Annotated in this window: 13 protein-coding genes; 3 read left to right on the forward strand and 10 right to left on the reverse strand. The window is 69.7% G+C overall.

The features are described 5' to 3' along the window. Positions 1-14: 14 nt before the first annotated feature. The 8 genes from LHA35_RS24795 to LHA35_RS24830 are packed head-to-tail and all read right to left on the reverse strand — an operon-like array spanning position 15 to position 11057. Positions 15-491, reverse strand: a complete 477-nt coding sequence (locus LHA35_RS24795) for a MaoC family dehydratase (protein WP_226613552.1) — start codon at positions 489-491, stop codon at positions 15-17. Continuing rightward, entirely contained in the window at positions 488-2125 is a 1638-nt protein-coding gene (locus tag LHA35_RS24800) for a hydantoinase B/oxoprolinase family protein (RefSeq protein ID WP_226613553.1), read from the reverse strand. Before LHA35_RS24800 ends, LHA35_RS24795 begins: the two co-directional genes overlap by 4 nt. Continuing rightward, entirely contained in the window at positions 2122-4161 is a 2040-nt protein-coding gene (locus tag LHA35_RS24805; RefSeq protein ID WP_226613554.1) for a hydantoinase/oxoprolinase family protein, read from the reverse strand. The genes LHA35_RS24800 and LHA35_RS24805 overlap by 4 nt, the downstream gene beginning before the upstream one ends. Positions 4162-4164: 3 nt before the next feature. Then, complete coding sequence (locus tag LHA35_RS24810; RefSeq protein ID WP_226613555.1) at positions 4165-5529, reverse strand: TRAP transporter large permease; 1365 nt, start codon at positions 5527-5529, stop codon at positions 4165-4167. Beyond that, positions 5526-6092, reverse strand: a complete 567-nt coding sequence (locus tag LHA35_RS24815) for a TRAP transporter small permease subunit (protein WP_226613556.1) — start codon at positions 6090-6092, stop codon at positions 5526-5528. The genes LHA35_RS24810 and LHA35_RS24815 overlap by 4 nt, the downstream gene beginning before the upstream one ends. A 59-nt stretch (positions 6093-6151) precedes the next feature. Further along, positions 6152-7213 (reverse strand): TRAP transporter substrate-binding protein, encoded by a 1062-nt coding sequence (locus LHA35_RS24820; protein WP_226613558.1) that lies wholly within the window; start codon positions 7211-7213, stop codon positions 6152-6154. Beyond that, on the reverse strand, positions 7210-9294 hold the full coding sequence (locus LHA35_RS24825; RefSeq protein ID WP_226613559.1) for a hydantoinase/oxoprolinase family protein: 2085 nt from the start codon (positions 9292-9294) through the stop codon (positions 7210-7212). The genes LHA35_RS24820 and LHA35_RS24825 overlap by 4 nt, the downstream gene beginning before the upstream one ends. Next, positions 9291-11057: a hydantoinase B/oxoprolinase family protein gene (locus LHA35_RS24830; protein ID WP_226613561.1), complete on the reverse strand. Its 1767-nt coding sequence runs from the start codon at positions 11055-11057 to the stop codon at positions 9291-9293. Before LHA35_RS24830 ends, LHA35_RS24825 begins: the two co-directional genes overlap by 4 nt. Positions 11058-11451: 394 nt before the next feature. Between LHA35_RS24830 and LHA35_RS24835 the strand changes: the two genes are divergently transcribed. The 3 genes from LHA35_RS24835 (at position 11452) to LHA35_RS24845 (ending at position 14583) form a co-directional block, all read left to right on the forward strand. Beyond that, positions 11452-11670 carry a hypothetical protein gene (locus tag LHA35_RS24835; protein ID WP_226613563.1) on the forward strand — a complete coding sequence of 73 codons (219 nt, stop codon included), beginning with the start codon at positions 11452-11454 and terminating at the stop codon, positions 11668-11670. Positions 11671-12076: 406 nt separating this feature from the next. Then, positions 12077-14005, forward strand: coding sequence for an MHYT domain-containing protein (locus LHA35_RS24840; protein ID WP_226613565.1), 1929 nt, complete (start codon positions 12077-12079; stop codon positions 14003-14005). An 80-nt stretch (positions 14006-14085) separates the two neighbouring features. After that, entirely contained in the window at positions 14086-14583 is a 498-nt protein-coding gene (locus LHA35_RS24845; RefSeq protein ID WP_226613566.1) for a response regulator, read from the forward strand. A gap of 53 nt (positions 14584-14636) precedes the next feature. Here LHA35_RS24845 and LHA35_RS24850 read toward each other — a convergent pair whose 3' ends face one another. After that, positions 14637-15212: a transposase gene (locus LHA35_RS24850; protein WP_226613568.1), complete on the reverse strand. Its 576-nt coding sequence runs from the start codon at positions 15210-15212 to the stop codon at positions 14637-14639. A gap of 235 nt (positions 15213-15447) precedes the next feature. Next, positions 15448-16191: an AlbA family DNA-binding domain-containing protein gene (locus LHA35_RS24855; RefSeq protein WP_226613570.1), complete on the reverse strand. Its 744-nt coding sequence runs from the start codon at positions 16189-16191 to the stop codon at positions 15448-15450. Positions 16192-16327: the final 136 nt, after the last annotated feature.

The raw sequence follows: 16327 nt of genomic DNA on the forward strand, positions 1-16327 counted from the left end.
AAGCGGCCGGCGGGCTATGCCGGCCGCTTGCGCAGCAGGTAGCGGTGCCGTCCCTCCAGCACCTGCACCCCGTGCTGGTTGTGGATGGTGGCGCGCAGGCCGAGGATGCCGGTGGTGCGCTGCGGCGTCAGCTCGTCCACCTCCAGCAGGGGGTAGAGCGTGTCGCCCAGCACCACCGGATGCAGGAAGCGCGAGGATTGCTCGAGGAAGCCCTTCAGCGACTCCTCGACCATATGCGGGAATAGGCCGGCGCCGGCGCAGGTCTGGATGGCCACCTGATAGCCATGCGCCAGCATGCCGGACAGGCCATGCGCCCGGCAGTATTCCGCGTCGTAATGGATCGGATGGTTGTCGCCGGAGGCCGCCTGGAAGGCGGCGAAGAGGCCGCTGGTCATGGTGCGGGAAGGCAGCGGGAAGCGCTCGCCGAGGGTGAAGTCATCGAACCAGCGCTGATCCGGCACCAGGCGATGCTGACGGGGATCGAAGCTCATCGCGTGACATAGCCCAGCGCCAGGTCCCTCGCCCGCGCCGCGGGGTCGCGCGCGGCCGGATCGCCGAAGCCGCCGCCGCCCGAGGTCTCCAGCCGCACCCGGTCGCCCTTCTGTAGCGGGACATTGTCCGATTTCGGCGGCAGCGGGCTCTCCGCGCCGTCCCGCGTCAGCGTGAGGCGCCCGACCGAGGCCGCACCGGCGCCCGCCAGCCCATAGGGCGCATGGACGAAGCGGTCCATGTTGGCGGTGAAGAAGCAGCGCGGGCTGTCCACCCGCCATTCGCGCAGCAGCCCGAGCCCGCCGCGCCGCTCGCCCACACCGCCGCTGTCAGGCAGCAGGCCGTAGCGCGTGATGGTCAGAGGCGCCTGGGCCTCGATCATCTCGATCGGGATGTTGCTGTTGTTGTGCATGCCCGACGAGAGGGCATTGACGCCGTCCTTCGCCGGATGCGCCCCCGTCCCGCCGATCTCGATCTCCACCAGCACCTCGCGCTTCGCGTCCTCGGCGACGGTCTGGAAGGTGCAAACATAGGAATTGCCGTAATAGGCGGCGGGGATGCGGTCAGGCACCGCCTGGTGCAGCGCACCGAACATGGCGTTCAGCAGCCGGTGCGTCACCGCGATGCGGTGCACCACCGGCGCGGGGTGGCGGGCATTCACCACCAGCCCCTCCGGCGCGAAGGTGCTGACCGGGCGGTAGCAGCCGGCATTCGCCGCGAAAGGCTCGTCGCAGGCGCACATCACGGCGAACATCACCGCGGCATTGCTGCTGGCCAGCGTCGCGTTGGTCGGCCCCTGCACCTGCGGCGAGCAGCCGGAAAGATCGACGGCGATCTCATCGCCCTTGATGGTCAGCGCCACATGCAGCTTGATCGGCCTGTCGAGGTCGATCCCGTCATCGTCGAGCCAGTCGGTGAACTCATAGGTCCCGTCCGGCATGCGGCTGATGGCGGCGCGCATTGCCTGCTCGCTCATGTCGAGGATGCGGCGGCCGGCCTCGATCATCCCCTCGGCGCCGTAGCGGGACGCGAGGCGGCGCAGCGCCACCGCTCCCACCTCCAGCGAGGCGATCTGGCTCTGCAGGTCGCCCAGCAGCAGGTCGGGCTTGCGGATGTTCTGCCGGATCATCGCCCAGACGCCCTCGTTGCGGCGGCCGTTCTCGATCAGCTTCAGCGGCGGGATGCGCAGCCCTTCCTGGAAGATCTCGATCGCCTTGGCGGCATAGCTGCCGGCGACCAGCCCGCCGACATCAATGTGGTGGCAGAGCGTGCCGACGAAGGCGATCCGCCGGCCTTCGTGGAAGACCGGCTTGAAGGCGCAGATATCCGGCAGGTGCTGGCCGCCACAATAGGGATCGTTGGAGATGACGACATCCTCCGGACCCCAGGTCTCGGGGTCCACCCATCTGTCCAGCAGCTCCCGCAGGAAGTGGGACATGCTGTTCAGATGGCTCGGGATCCGGGCGGACTGCGCCAGGTTGTTCCCCTCCGCGTCGAAGACGGCGGTGGAGTAGTCCAGCAGCTCCCGCACGATGGTGCTGCGGCTGGTGCGCCAGACCGTCACATCCATCTCCGCCGCGGCGGCGGTCAGCGCGTTGCGGATGACCTCGATCTCGATGGGGCCGAGCCTGCTCATGCGTCGCTCCGTGCGATCAGGGCGCCGGCGGGGCCGAGCGAGGCGGTCCAGCCGCGGCCGATCCAATGGGTGGCGAAGGGTTCCTCGACGATGGCGGGCCCGATGATGCGGTCCTCGGGCGGCAATGCCTCCCGGTCCCAGACCGGCACGTCACGCCAGGCGCCGTCCTCGAAGACGCGGCGGCTGCCCTTCAGCGCCGGTCGCGCGGCGGGCGCGGCCTCGGCGGCGTCCGGTTTCGGCAGGCGGCCGGTGGCGATGGCGCGGAGCGTGACGATCTCGACCGCCTCCTGCTCGTCGGCGTAGCTGAAGCGCTGGCGGTGCATGGCGTGGAAGCGCGCCAGCAGCGGCGGCAGCTCGGTCGCCTCCGGCCAGGGCACCAGCAGCTCGAAGGCCTGGCCGTGGTAGCGCATATCGGCCGCGATCGCGACCTCCCGCCGCTCCGGCGGCACGCCATCCCGCGCCAGTCCCGCTTCCGCCTCGGCCCGCAGCTCGGCAACCAGCGCCGCGACCGCCGGCAGGCTGGCCGGCACCGCCGGCATCACGCGTGACCGGGCGATATCCTGCACAAGATCCGAGTACAGGATCCCGTAAGCGGACAAGGTACCGGGCTCTCTTGGAAAAATCACCTCGCGGATGCCCATCTCCGCCGCCACATCGGTCGCATGCAGGCCGCCGGCACCGCCGAAGGAGAGCAGCGAGAAGTCGCGCGGGTCGAGCCCCTTCTCGAAGAGCGAGAGCCGCACCGCCGCGCCGAGATTGGCGTTGACGACCGTCAGCATGCCCTGCGCCGCCGGCTCGACCGCGAGGCCGAGCGGCGCGCCGACCTTCGCCGCGATGGCCGCGCGCGTCGCCGGCATGTCCAGCGTCATCATGCCGCCGAGGAAGTAGTCCGGGTCGAGCCGCCCGAGCGCGAGATTGGCATCCGTCACCGTCGGCTCGGCCCCGCCGCGGCCATAGGCGACCGGCCCGGGGCGGGAGCCGGCACTGCGCGGCCCGACCGTCAGGCGCCCGCCCTGATCCACGCTGGCGATGGAGCCGCCGCCGGCGCCGATGGTGCGCATCTCCACCATCGGCAGGCGCACCGGCAGGCGGTCGATCTCGCCCTGGGTCACGACCGAGACGCGGCCATCCTGCACGACCGAGACGTCGTAGCTGGTACCGCCCATATCCACCGCGACCAGGTTCGGGCGGCCCAGCAGCTGCGCGATCCGTCCCGCCGCCAGCGCGCCGCCCGAGGGCCCGGAGAGCAGCAGCCGCGCCGGCTGCTCCGCCGCCTGGCGCAGGCTGCAGACGCCGCCATTCGACTGCACCAGGAAGACCAGCGGGTGGAAGCCCCCTTCCCCCAGCCGCGCCTCCAGCCGGTCCAGATAGGCCTTCACCACCGGCATCAGCAGCGCGTTCAGCACGGTGGTGCTGCTGCGCTCGTATTCCCGGATCTCCGGGCTGATCTCGCTGCTGAGGGAGACCGGCAGCGCCGGCCGCGCCGCCTGGATCAGCGCTTTCAGCCGCTGCTCATGCGCCGGGTTGGCATAGGCGTGCAGCAGGCAGACCGCGACCGCCTCCGCCCCCAGCGCATCCAGCCGCGCCAGCAGGCCGGGCAAGGCCGCCTCGTCCAGAGGCAATTCCGCGGTGCCATCGGCCCGCATCCGCTCCGGCACGCCGAGCCGCCGGTCGCGCTCGATCAGGCAGGGAAAGGGGTCGGGATCCACCTTGTAGAGTTCCCGCCGAACATGGCGCGTGATCTCCAGCACATCCTCGAAGCCCGCCGTCGTCAGCAGCACTCCGCGCGCCAGCTTCCGCTCCAGCACCGCATTGGTGGCGATGGTGGTGCCGTGCAGCAGCAGGCCGACATCGGCGAGGGCGAAGCCGAAGCGCTCCGCCGCCTCCGTCACGCCGTGCAGCAGGCCGATGGAGGGATCCTCCGGCGTGGTCGGCGTCTTCCAGGCGCGAACGCTGCCGTCCCGCGCTTCGAGCACCTGCAGGTCGGTGAAGGTGCCGCCGATATCGACGGCAATGCGGATGGAACGCTCGCTCATGGCCTAACCCATAACCCCTGGCAGCCAGAGCGCAATCTCCGGCCAGATCATCATCAGAACCACGGCCAGCAGATAGGCCGCGAGGAAGGGCGTGACGCCCACGAAGACATCCGTGATCGGCCCCGGTTTCGGCCGCATGCCCTGCAGCACATACATCACCGTCCCGTCCGGCGGGCTGATCTGCGCGATCTCCACCAGCATGGTCACCATCACGCCGAACCAGATCGGGTCGTAGCCCAGGGCGGTGACGATCGGGAAGACCACCGGCACCGTGGTGATGATCATGGAGAAGCCCTCCATGAAGGTGCCGAGCGCGAGATAGAGCGCCAGGATGCAGGCCATGATGGCCCAGGGCGGCAACGGCATCCCGCCGATGAAGCCTGCCAGCGCCTGCGGAACGTTGATCGTGGTCAGCAGGTAGTTCAGCAGATAGGCACCGAAGATGATGAGGCCGAGCAGCGCGGTGTTGCGCGCCGTCGCCTCCGCGCTCGCATGCAGCAGGCGGAAGGTGAGCTTGCCCTCGGCCGCGGCGAAGACCGCGGCGCCCACCGCGCCGAGCGCCGCCGCCTCGGTCGGCGTGGCGAAGCCGGCATAGATCGAGCCGAGGACGAGCAGCATCAGCAGCAGCGTCGGCACCAGGCCCAGCAGCGCCCGCAGCTTCATCCCGAGCGGCAGCGGCGGCGGCCGGTCCATCCGGTGGGTCAGGCCATGCGCCAGGATCACCAGGATGAAGAGCCCGGTGACGAGGATGGAGGGCAGCAGCGCGGCGATATAGAGCGCGCCGACCGAGGTTTCGGTGATCAGCCCGTAGATGATGAAGGTGATGCCGGGCGGGATGAGGTTGCCGAGCGCGCCGCCGGCGGCCAGCGAGCCGAGCACCATCCGCTGGTTGTAGGCACTGTCCCGGAAATAGGGCAGCGCGACCGAGCCCATGGTGGCCGCCGTCGCCACGGAACTGCCGGAGATGGCGGAGAAAAGGGCGCAGGAGGCGATATTGGTGTGCAGCAGCCCGCCCGGCAGGCGGTTCAGCCAGACATTCAGCGCGCGGTAGAGCCGGTCCGAAAGCCCGGCGCGCAGCAGGATCTCCCCCATCAGCAGGAAGAGCGGCACCGCCACCAGCACGAAGTTGGAGGATGGCCCCCAGAGCGTCTGCCCCGCGAAGGCCCACCAGGGCCGGTCGGAGAAGGTGAGGCCGATCAGGATGCCGAGCAGCCCCAGCACCGCGGCAATATAGACGCCGGCGCCGAAGAACAGCAGGAAGACGCCGGTCAGCGCCAGGATTTCCCAGACCGGCACGGTCTGGCCACCGGTGACGGCGGCGAAGACGGCGGCGGCCAGCAGCAGGAGGAGGAAGACGACGGCGATCACCGCGTCCCCTCCCGCGCCATCTGCACCGCTTCCAGCGCCTCCTCCGTCTCGTCCTCCAGGGTGCGGGAGCCGAGCAGCGCATCCAGCTCCGCCGGCCGGCCGAGCAGCAGGGAGAGCGCCGATTCCAGCGCCAGCACGGTGATCATCAGGCAGAAGGCGATGATGCCGAAGGTCCAGATGCCCTGCGGGATCACCAGCGGGATGCGAAGCGCGCTGTTGTCATGCGCATCGAAAAGCAGGCTCTCATCCACCAGCGCCGCGGCGGACCAGGCGCAGAACACCGCGAAGGCGCCGAGCAGCAGCAGGGAGACCAGGTGCAGCACCGCCCGCAGGCGGAGCGGCAGGCGGTTCACCCAGACATCCACCCGGATATGCGCGCGCCGTGCCAGGGTATGCGCCAGTCCCCAGGCGATGCCGCCGGCCAGCATATAGCCCGTGACCTCGATGGTGGCGGCGGAGGAGAAGCCCAGCAGGCTGCGGGCCACCACATCAAAGGTGATGAAGAGCGCGCAGGCGATGTAGTTCCAGCCCGCGACATAGGCCATGGCCGTGGCGAGCGCCAAGACGCCCGCCCGGAGGACCCGCGCCGCACGCAGCGGCGCGGGGATGGCGGCGGCCTGGCTCACCCGCCGGCACGCACGCCGGCGATCGGCGCGATCACCTGGTTGAAGACCTCGCCGCAGCGGGCGCCGCACCGCTTCACGAAGCCGGGGAGGACGGACTTCTCCAGGATCTCGCGCAGCGCGGCGCGGTCGGCCTCCGTCGCCGGCACTTCGGTGATCGGGCGGGTCGCCAGGGTGTGGATCCTGCAGCCCTCCGCCTTGCCGGTGGCGCAGTCGAGTCCGTCGCGCGTCGCCGCGGCGCCAAGCTCCCACTGCTTGTCGTTGATCTCGCGGAAGGTGCCCTCGAGGAAGCTCCGCACCTGCGGGTCCAGGCGGTTCCACCAGGCAATGTTCACCATGTAGCCGGCCAGCGCCCAGGAGACGGGCAGGTTCGAGACATGCGTCGTCACCTCCGGCCAGCGCGCCGCGACGCCGCTGCCGGTGCCGGTGATGGCGCAATCCACCACGCCGCGCTCCAGCGCCGAATAGACCTCGGGGAAGCCGATGGAGACGGGCTGGGCGCCGAGGGCGGTGAAGAAATCGACCAGCGAATTGCCGAAGGTGCGCACCTTGCGCCCTTTCAGTTCGGCAAGGCCGGAGAAGGGCTGCCGGCACCACACCACCTGCGCCGGGAAGGGATAGATCACCATCAGCCGGGCGCCGAACCGCTCCAGGTCCCGGTTCACCACCGGCAGCATGGCCTCGGCGATCCGCTTCGCCCCGTCGATCCCGGGCGCGAGGCCGGCGAGATCGACCCCGTCCAGGATCGGCACGTCGCCCGAAAGCGTGGTCAGGGTCGCCGCGGCGATATCCGCCTGGCCGGAGCGGACGAGGCGCACGAGTTCGGTGCCCGAGAGGTTGCGCTCGGCATGGGTGGAGAGCTGGACCTCGACCCGGCCATTGCTGCGCTGCGCCGTCTGCTCGCGCAGCAGCGGCACGTCCACGCGGGTGTATTGCGGCTGGGTCGGCAGCGGCTGCGTCACGGCGACGACGCTGACCTTGGGCCCGGGCGGCAGGCCCTGCGCCGAGGCGGCACCGGCGAGCGCAAGCGCCGCGACGGCACCCAGAAGCAGTGTCTTCATGCGGAAGGCTCCCCCTGCAGGTCGATGATGATGTTGCCGAAATGGTCGAGCGAGGCGGTCGCGCCCGGCGGCACCAGGCAGGTGCAGTCATATTCCTCGATGATCGCGGGCCCCTGCACCGGCCTGGCGAGAGCGTCGCGCGGCAGCACGGCGGTCTCCAGCCAGCCCAGCGCCTTGCCGAAATAGGCGGGGCGGGCGGGCACCGCCGGCGTCACGGCATGGGGGGAAAGGCGGTCCGGCATGCGCGGCCGCTCCGGCAGGCCGGTGCCGACGACCTGGAGGGTGACGAACTCCACCGGCTCCTCGGCGCCGGCGCGGTGGCCATAGGTCCGCTCATGCTCGGCGCCGAAGCGCTCCTCGACCAGGGCGGGCCCCTCCCCGGCCGCGAAGCCGACCTGCAACTCGAAGGACTGGCCCTGGTAGCGCAGCGTGGCGGCGCGGCGGATCGCGATGCGCCCGGGCGGGAAGCCCTGGGCCGTCAGGCGGGTGCGGGCCTCGGCCTCCAGCGCCGCGGCGGCCCCTTCCAGCGCCGCGGGATCGAGGCCGCGCGCCAGGCGCCGCCAGGAGCGGGAGAGATGCACCTCGACATCCGAGGCGAGCAGGCCGACGGCGGAGAAGACGCCTGCCGAGGGCGGGACCACCACCCGCGTCATGCCCAGCGCCCGCGCCATGCCGGCGGCGAAGAGCGGCCCGTTGCCGCCGAAGGCGACCAGGGCGAAGGCGCGCGGGTCGCGCCCGCGTTCCGAGGAGACCGCCTTGATGGCGCGGATCATGTTGGAGGCGGCGATGAGATGCGCGCCATGCGCCGCCTCCTCCGGCGAGAGGCCGAGCGGCGCCGCGACCTTTTCGGTGATGGCGGCACGCGACGCGGCGGCGTCGATCGGCAGGGCGCCGCCGACCAGCGCCACGGGGTTCAGATAGCCGAGGGTGACATTGGCATCCGTCACCGTCGGCTGGGCATTGCCCTTGCCGTAGCAGACGGGGCCGGGCCAGGCCCCCGCGCTCTCCGGCCCCACCTGCGGCGCGCCGGCGGCATCCAGCCAAATGAGGGAGCCGCCGCCGGCGCCGACCTCCGCCAGATCGATCGCCGGCACCTTGAGCTGATAGCCCGCGCCGGAGAGCAGGCGCGAGCCGACCATGATGCCGCCGCCGACGCTGTACTCGCCGGCGCGCGTCACCGTGCCATTCTCGATCACGCCGGCCTTGGCCGTGGTGCCGCCCATGTCGAAGGAGATGGCGTTGGCGAGGCCGATCCGCCGCGCCAGCATCTGCACGCCGATGACGCCGGCCGCCGGGCCGCTCTCCACCACATGCACCGGCAGCCGCGCCGCCTCCTCGGCCGGCATCAGCCCGCCGGAGGACTGCATGAGCAGCAACGGCGCCTGGAGGCCGGCGCCCTGCAGGTCGCGCGAGAGGGCCGTCAGGTAGCGGCCGAGGACCGGGCCGATATAGCTGTTGATGACGGTGGTCGAGCTGCGCTCATACTCCTTCATCTCCGGCAGCACATCCACGCTGAGGGAGACCGGCAGGCCGGGCGCGCGCGCCGCGATGATCTCGCCAATGCGGCGTTCATGCGCCGGGTTGGCGTAGGAATGCAGCAGGCAGACGGCGATGGCCTCGACGCCCTCGGCCAGCAGGGCTTCCACCGCGGCGGCCGCCTCGGCCTCGTCCAGCGGCGTCTCGACCTCGCCGCGATGGTTGACCCGCTCCGTCACGCCGAGGCGGAGATGCCGCGGCACCAGCGGCGCCGGCTTCTCCCAGCGCAGGTCATAGAGGCGCGGCATGCGCAGCGTGCGGATCTCCAGCACGTCGCGGAAGCCCGCGGTGGTGATGAGACCGGTCCTTGCCCCCTTGTGCTCGAGGATGGCGTTGGAGGCGACGGTGGTGGCGTGCAGCACCTCCTCCACCTCCGCCGGCGCGATGCCGCATTCGGCGAAGAGCTCACCGAGCCCCTCCACGATCGCGCGGCCGTAGTCGCCGACGCTGGACGAGACCTTCCTGGTGCGGAGCGCACCGCCGGGGCCGATGGCGACGAGGTCGGTGAAGGTGCCGCCGATATCGGCGGAGACGCGCCAGGTCATGCCGCGCGCTCCCGGGAGATGCTGGGCAGGGGGCCGCGGGCGGCGAGGCGCTCGGCGCGCAGCGCCCCGGTCGCCGCGGCGTCCAGGGTCCAGCCGGGCGTGATGACCACGCCATGGTCGCGGCGCGCGGCGTCCAGGGAGACGAGTCCGTTCCGGGCGTCCCGCAGCACCAGGGCCGGATCGCGGGCCAGCGGGTCGCCCCAGCCGCCGCCGCCCGGCACCTCCAGGCGGAAGACATCACCGTGCCTGAGGGTGATGCAGAATTTCGAGGGCAACGGCTCGGCCCTCCCCTCCCGCACCAGCCAGTTCATGGAAGGCGCACCGGCGCCCCCACCCTGCAGCCCGAAGGGCAGGAAGGCGCGGCGGTCCGAGCGGACCTGCAGCACCCCTTCCTCCTCCAGGAACCGGTATTCCCGGCAGAAGGGCGCGCCGCCCCGATACTGCCCGGGCCCCATGGTGTCGGGCAGGAATTCGTAGCGGGTGATCTGGATGGGCTGCTCGGCCTCCGTCACCTCGATGGAGGGGCTCGCCATGTTGGCGAACATATGGCTGTTGCCGTCGCAGCCGTCGGCGAACGGCCGGCCGCCCCAGGCGGAGCAGGTGAAGTCCACATAGATGAAGGGCTGCCTCTCCCGCGTCCAGCCGCCGATGGAGACGCCGATATTGCCGCCATCCCCCGCCGCGCCGACGCGGTCCGGCAGCATCATGGCCAGCGCCCCGAAGAGGCAGTCCACCATGCGGAAGCCGGTCAGGCCGCGCGCCGCGCAGGCCGCCGGTGGCAGGGCATTGGCGATGGTGCCGGGCGGCGCGATCACCTCGATGGCCCGGAAATAGCCCTCGTTGTTCGGGATGTTGGGTGGCAGGATGGACTTCACGCCGCAATAGGCGGCCGAACGGGTATAGCTGAAGGTGTTGTTGATCGCGCCCTTCACCTGCGGGCTGCTGCCGGTCCAGTCCACCACCATGCGGTCGCCACGCTTCTCCACCCGCACCTTCAGCGGAATGGGCCTGCCCACCTCCACGCCGTCGTCGTCGATATGGTCCTCAAAGCGCCACTCGCCGTCCGGCAGCGCCCGCAGCGCCGCGCGGGTCAGCGCTTCGGCGTAGTCCAGCAACTCGTTCATGTAGAAGCGCGTCGTCTCGACGCCGGTGCGGGCCACCAGCTCCCGGAAGGCGCGCTCCGCGATGGTGCAGGCGGCGAGCTGGGCGCGCAGGTCCCCGAACACCTTCACCGGCACGCGCACGTTGCGCTCGATCAGCGCGTGCAGGGTCTCGTTCGGCCGGCCGCGCTCGTAGAGCCGCAGCGGCGGGATGCGCAGGCCCTCCTGGTAGATCTCCGTGCTGTCGGAGGCGTTGGAGCCGGGCACGCGGCCGCCGACATCGGTGTGGTGGCAGATGGTGGCGGCGATCGCCACGCGCTCGCCCTCCACATAGATCGGCTGGAAGAGGAAGATGTCGGGCAGGTGCATCCCGCCCTCGAAGGGGTCGTTCAGCACGAAGACATCGCCTTCCGCCATGCTGTCGCCATAGCGGCGCATGACGGCGGCCAGCGCCTCCGGGATGCTGCCGAGGTGGCTCGGCAGCGTCAGCCCCTGCGCGACCAGCCGGCCCTCCGCGTCGCAGAAGGCGGTGCTGTAGTCCATGTTGTCCTTCAGCACGGCCGAATAGGTCGTGCGGTGGACGGTCAGCGCCATCTCGTCCGCGATGGAGAAGAGGGCGTTCTTGAACAGCTCGAACTCGATCGGATCGATCCCGGGTGCCATGCGCTCGCTCCGTCCGCGGACCGAGCTTGGCACAGCAGCGGCGGCGCGCCACCCCCTGCGGAGCGGATCGCAGGCGCCCGCCGGCCATGCTTTGCCCGCGCCGCAGGCAGCCCCGGGGCCGGTCTGCATCAGGGCGGGGCGAAACGCTTCGACCAGACGGGGCGGCCGCCCCCGGCACGGGGCGCCGCCGATGACGGCACCGCAACAAATCGCCGGCAGCGAGGACGGGGCGGCTTGCCGCCCCGGCCGGGCCGCAGGCAGACTGTTCCGGTGAGGTGGATTGCCCCGATGTCGACCCGCCAGGCCGCCCCGAGGACCAGATGCCGCCCGGCGGCCGCCCGGCCCGGGCCGCCCGACCCCGGGCTGCCCGACCCCGGGCTGCCCCGGCGGTAGCATGGCGGCGGCGATGCAGGCGATGGGCGCGCTGTCGGTCGCCGTCCTGGCGATCCCGCTGTTGGTCATCGCCTGGCGGGTGGCGCGGCTGCCGCTGCGGAGCTGGCTGCCGATCCTCGGCTTCCTCGGGATCCTCCTGCTGATCCAGGGCGCGGATGCGCTGGGGGCGGGCGAGGTGCTGACGGTGCTGATGTATCTGGCGGCGGGGTTCGGGCGGTAGGGAGCAGGCCCGGGGGATGCGGGGGTGAGCGCGACGGGAGGGCGTAGCGGTGCGTGGTCGCGCCGCCGACGTCATGGTCGCCGGCCTGGTCTCGATCCGGCTGGACGCTGCTCCGCCAGGTGCTGCACCTGCCCGGAGGAACAGCAGGAGATGAGACGAGGACTATTTGACTGAACTGTTTGCCGTTTTCGGTACATCATCCCGAAGGCGGGCTTCCAGGTTCAAGACCGGGGAAGCGTGCAACAGCTGTAGTCCGGCGGCAGGGAGCGAGCCCTTCTCAAGCCTATTTGTTGCTCTGCGGCCGCCGCAATCCGTGAATGCCCGACAGGCCGACTTGGCATTCGAATTCATGCACGCCAAAGTTGTCATCCCTGAGTTTGTGCCACTGGAAGCGGGCAGGTCGCAGATGCACCACCTCCACAGCACCCACGATCCGCTGCTCGTCGGGCTTGCTGTCCTGCTCGCCGTCCTGGGTTCCTGGACCGCGCTGGATCTGCTGCGGCGCGTCTGGGCCAATGCGGGAACCGCCAGGCGCTGGTGGCTGGCCGGCGCCGCCATCGCAACGGGCGCCTCGATTTGGTCGACGCATTTCGTTGCGATGCTCGCCTACAACCTCGATATCGCGGTCCGCTACGATCTCGACCTGACCGTCCTGTCATTGGTCCTGGCCATCGCAGCCACCGGCATCGCCTTCGCTGCGGTGAGTGGCACCGCCCCCTCGCCAGGGCCGGTGCGCATCGCCTGCGCCGGCACCGTCATGGGCCTCGGCATCTGCCTCATGCACTATGCGGGAATGGCTGCGATGCGGCTGGCCGCCACGCCTTCCTACGAGATCATGCTCGTCCTGGCCTCGGGCATCATCGCGGTCGGCGCCTCAAGCCTGGCGCTTGTGCTCGCCCTTGGGAACCCTCCGGGTCCGACCCGCGCGGTCGGCGCCCTGGTGCTCGGCCTCGCCATCACCGGCATGCACTACACGGGCATGGCCGCCGTCTCCTTCACCCCGGCGCCCGAGACGCAGTTCGGGAATGCGTTCGATATCCCGGCGCAGATGCTGGCCATCGGCATCGCGGCCTGCACCCTTCTCCTGCTGGTCCTCGCCCTGACCGCGGCGATGTTCGACCGCCGCCTCGAACTCATGGCGCTGCGCGAGGCGGAAGCGCTGCGGCGCAGCGAGGGACGCCTGCGCGCCATCCTCGATCAGTTGCCGATCGGCGTCGTCGTCGCCGATGCCACATCCGGCAAGATCGTCTTCTCGAATCCGGAGGCGGCGCGCGCCCTGGGACACCAGCTTGGCGATGCACCCAACTGGCATGCCTATGCCGAACGCTTCGGCGCATTGCATGCCGATGGCCGTCCCCTGGCGGCCGGTGAGTATCCGCTGGCCCGGGCCGTGCTCCTGGGCGAGCGGGTGGAGCGTGAGCAGATGCTCTACAGGCGGGGCGACCAGTCGGTGGTGCATCTCGAGGTGAATGCCGCCCCGGTGCGCGACGAAGGCCATCAGGTGACACTGGCCATCGCCACCTTCCAGGACGTCACGGCCCAGGTCCAGGCGGAGCAGGCCCTGCGGCGCGCGCAACGCCTCGAGGCGATGGGGCAGCTCACCGGAGGGGTGGCGCATGATTTCAACAACCTGCTGATGGTGGTCTCCGGAAACCTGCAGCTGCTCGTGCGCCGCACCTCCGACGAGGTGCTCCTGCGCTTCGCCCGCGGCGCGATGGAAGCCCTCCGGCGCGGGGCGGACATCACGCGGCGCCTGCTCGCCTTCGCCCGGGAACAGCCGCTCGAACCCGCTCCGATCGATTTCACCGCGCTGCTGCCGGATATCGCCGACAATGTGCTCTCGCGCATGCTGGGCGGCGCGGTGCGGGTCGAGACGGAGATCGGGCCGGAGCTCTGGCCCGCACTCGCCGACCGGGGCGAGTTGCAGGCGGCCCTGCTGAACCTTGCCATCAACGCGCGTGACGCCATGCCGCAGGGTGGGCTGCTGACCATCGCGGCCAGGAACGCCAGCAGCGAAGCCTTGCCGGAGAAGGTCCGTGACAGCCTGCCGCCGCGCGACTACGTCGCCATTTCGGTGTCCGACACCGGCACCGGGATGCCCGAGGAGGTGATCGCGCGTGCCTTCGAGCCCTTCTTCACCACGAAGGCTGTCGGCCATGGTTCGGGCCTCGGCCTGTCGCAGGTCTACGGGTTTGCCCAGCAATCCGGCGGAGCGGTCGCCATCACCAGCCAACCGGGCGAAGGCACCTGCGTGACCATCTGGCTGCCGCGCGCGCCCGGTGACGGCGGGATCGAGCACCTTCCCTCTCATCCCTCGGCCGGGAGGGTGGCATGATCCCGGGCCGGCGCAGAACCACCGCGGAGGCCCAGCCTGCCCTTCCAGAGCCCGGGAGGCGCGACAGCGCCGCGGCCACCGTGCCGCAGCGCGCCACGCCCCTCAATCTGCATGTCGTGCTGGGCGGCTCCCGCCCCTGTTGCCCTGGCCTGGAGCGGCGCCAGGGCAAGGCGGCCGGGCATGACTCCGTCAGCGACATGGCCCGCCCCGCGCTCGCGGGCCGCGTCGCCCTGGTGGTCGATGACGAGCCGATGATCGTGGAGATCCTGGGCGAGCTTTGCACCTCGCTCGGCATGACGGTGTACGAGGCGGCCGATGGTGTGGGCGCGCTCGGCCAGTTCGCGCTTCACCCGGAGATCGAGGTGCTCGTCACCGATGTCCGGATGCCCGGGCTCGACGGCCCGGGCCTGGCGGAGAGGATCCTGGCGCTTCGGCCCGGGTTGAAGATCATCTTCGTGACGGGCTACACGACCTATCGCAGCGCCACCTGGCCGATCCTGCGCAAGCCCTTCGACCTGGAGGAGCTTGAGACGGCGCTGTGCCGGGCCCTGGTCCAGCAAGGCCCCGCACCGGAATAGGCTTCGCGGCGAGGCATCATCCGGGCGGGAGGCAGCCGGGCGGGCGGGCTGCATCAGGGCGGGGCAAAACGCTTCGACCAGACCCGCCGGCCACCCACGACGGCCAGCACCTTCCCCGCCGCGCGCAGGAATCCGGGCGGCGGCCAGCGGCGGGGGATGTCCCTGATCTCCTGCTGGATGCGCCGGAACACCCATTCGGACAAATCCGGGTCCGGCATCATCCAGGGCAGCATCGGCAGCGCGGTCCAGAGCTGCAGGCGGCGGGCGAGCACCAGGCCCGCCATCTGCAGCAGGCGCATGGCGCGGCGGGCGGCGCGGCAGAGCCAGTATTCGATGGCCCGCAGCGCGGCCGGGCAATCCGCATCCGCCAGCGCTTCCAGCAGCCGCAGCCAGAGGCCGTTATGGGTGAGGCGGCGGAAATGCCGCCCGACCGTGTCGCCCTTGCCCCAGCGCGCCGGCAGCAGGCGCCAGGGCTGGTCCGTGACCGCCATGTGGAGGATGGCATCGAACCTGGCGCGCGGATCGGCGAGCGGGCGGCCGGGCCGGTCCTCCGGCCGCAGATGCGGGCGGAGGGCGTCCCATTCGGCGTCGGAGAGGGGTTCCCAGGGGCGGCGGGGGGTGAAGGGCATGGGGGTGCTCCCTCTCTCGTCGGCGGGCCTGGGGGAGAGGTTAGGACGGCGGGCCTGGGGCAATCAAGACGATTTTCCTAGCGCGCGGCGGCGGGGTCACGCCGTGAGCAGTTCTCCACCGCAAGGCCCGGCACGCGCCGGAACTCCCCGAGATTGGCGGTGACAAGCGTCGCGGCATAAGCGATGACCAGGAACTCAGGGCAGCGGAAGAAAACTCGCTGCCCTTTGGCCGATACTAATGCAAACCGCGTTTCGCGTATTGAGCAAAGAATGTGGCATATTGCTCTACGGGAATCGGCTCAACATTGCTGCCGAGTCTCTGAAAAAATCCACCTTGATAATGACAGGGCTTTTCAAGTGTATCAACAACGAAGGCGAGCACCGTCTTGCCGTTATATCTAAAGAATCGGAATTCCTTTTGGATATGCGCTTTGTACTCGTCGCTCATATTTTCAGCCCCAATTTTCTGTTTTATTTTCAGAAGAAATTCGTCAGCGTCTTTAGCGATATGCTGTATTTCATGATCGATGCCGACGACGTAAAAATTTCCACGTTTAAGCGAGCTAACTCCGTAAAGCGCCTCGACGGTCTTTGCGGTAGCCTCTTTGTCTGCCACACCAACAACTACATAGCCTCGTGAGGGCTGCTTCGTATTAGGCATTGCGGCAAGAGTCCTCATGATTTTCGAGAAACTCTTCTCGTCAAGCTTGTGAGTTCCATCTAGTATCAGAAATCCCTGCTTAAAATCATACAACTGCTGCTCAGTGAGCGACTGGTACAGTAAGTTCTCAAACTGCGTGGTCCAAAGATCAGTTGCGGGATCTCCATCCTTTCGGTCAATAAAACAAGAAGATATTTCAGAAACTATAATTTCCACCACCTCGGATCGCTGTTTTGCACTCCAATTGCCACCCGTAGAGACATCAAATTTCTTCCCGACCTTACGCAATGCAGTCGTGAGCTCAGCACGGTCCTTCACTGCCTTAACCTGCTTAACTAGTGGATCGCGCCTGACGGAAGAGTCCTGGTAGGGATTCCGGCGCCCGGCCCGGCATGCGAGTCTGGGCCATGCGCACAGGCATTGTCGTCGAGGTGAGCGCCGCCGACCGAACCCG

It is taken from the genome of Roseicella aerolata, assembly GCF_020523605.1.
Lineage (GTDB): Bacteria > Pseudomonadota > Alphaproteobacteria > Acetobacterales > Acetobacteraceae > Paracraurococcus > Paracraurococcus aerolatus.

Excerpts from the sequence above, each read along its gene's own strand:
- LHA35_RS24850 (WP_226613568.1), bottom strand. The coding sequence starts at position 15,212 with ATGCCCTTCACCCCCCGCCGCCCCTGGGAACCCCTCTCCGACGCCGAA.
- LHA35_RS24800 (WP_226613553.1), bottom strand. The coding sequence starts at position 2,125 with ATGAGCAGGCTCGGCCCCATCGAGATCGAGGTCATCCGCAACGCGCTG.
- LHA35_RS24825 (WP_226613559.1), bottom strand. The coding sequence starts at position 9,294 with ATGACCTGGCGCGTCTCCGCCGATATCGGCGGCACCTTCACCGACCTC.
- LHA35_RS24795 (WP_226613552.1), bottom strand. The coding sequence starts at position 491 with ATGAGCTTCGATCCCCGTCAGCATCGCCTGGTGCCGGATCAGCGCTGG.
- LHA35_RS24830 (WP_226613561.1), bottom strand. The coding sequence starts at position 11,057 with ATGGCACCCGGGATCGATCCGATCGAGTTCGAGCTGTTCAAGAACGCC.
- LHA35_RS24820 (WP_226613558.1), bottom strand. The coding sequence starts at position 7,213 with ATGAAGACACTGCTTCTGGGTGCCGTCGCGGCGCTTGCGCTCGCCGGT.
- LHA35_RS24835 (WP_226613563.1), top strand. The coding sequence starts at position 11,452 with ATGGCGGCGGCGATGCAGGCGATGGGCGCGCTGTCGGTCGCCGTCCTG.
- LHA35_RS24805 (WP_226613554.1), bottom strand. The coding sequence starts at position 4,161 with ATGAGCGAGCGTTCCATCCGCATTGCCGTCGATATCGGCGGCACCTTC.
- LHA35_RS24840 (WP_226613565.1), top strand. The coding sequence starts at position 12,077 with ATGCACCACCTCCACAGCACCCACGATCCGCTGCTCGTCGGGCTTGCT.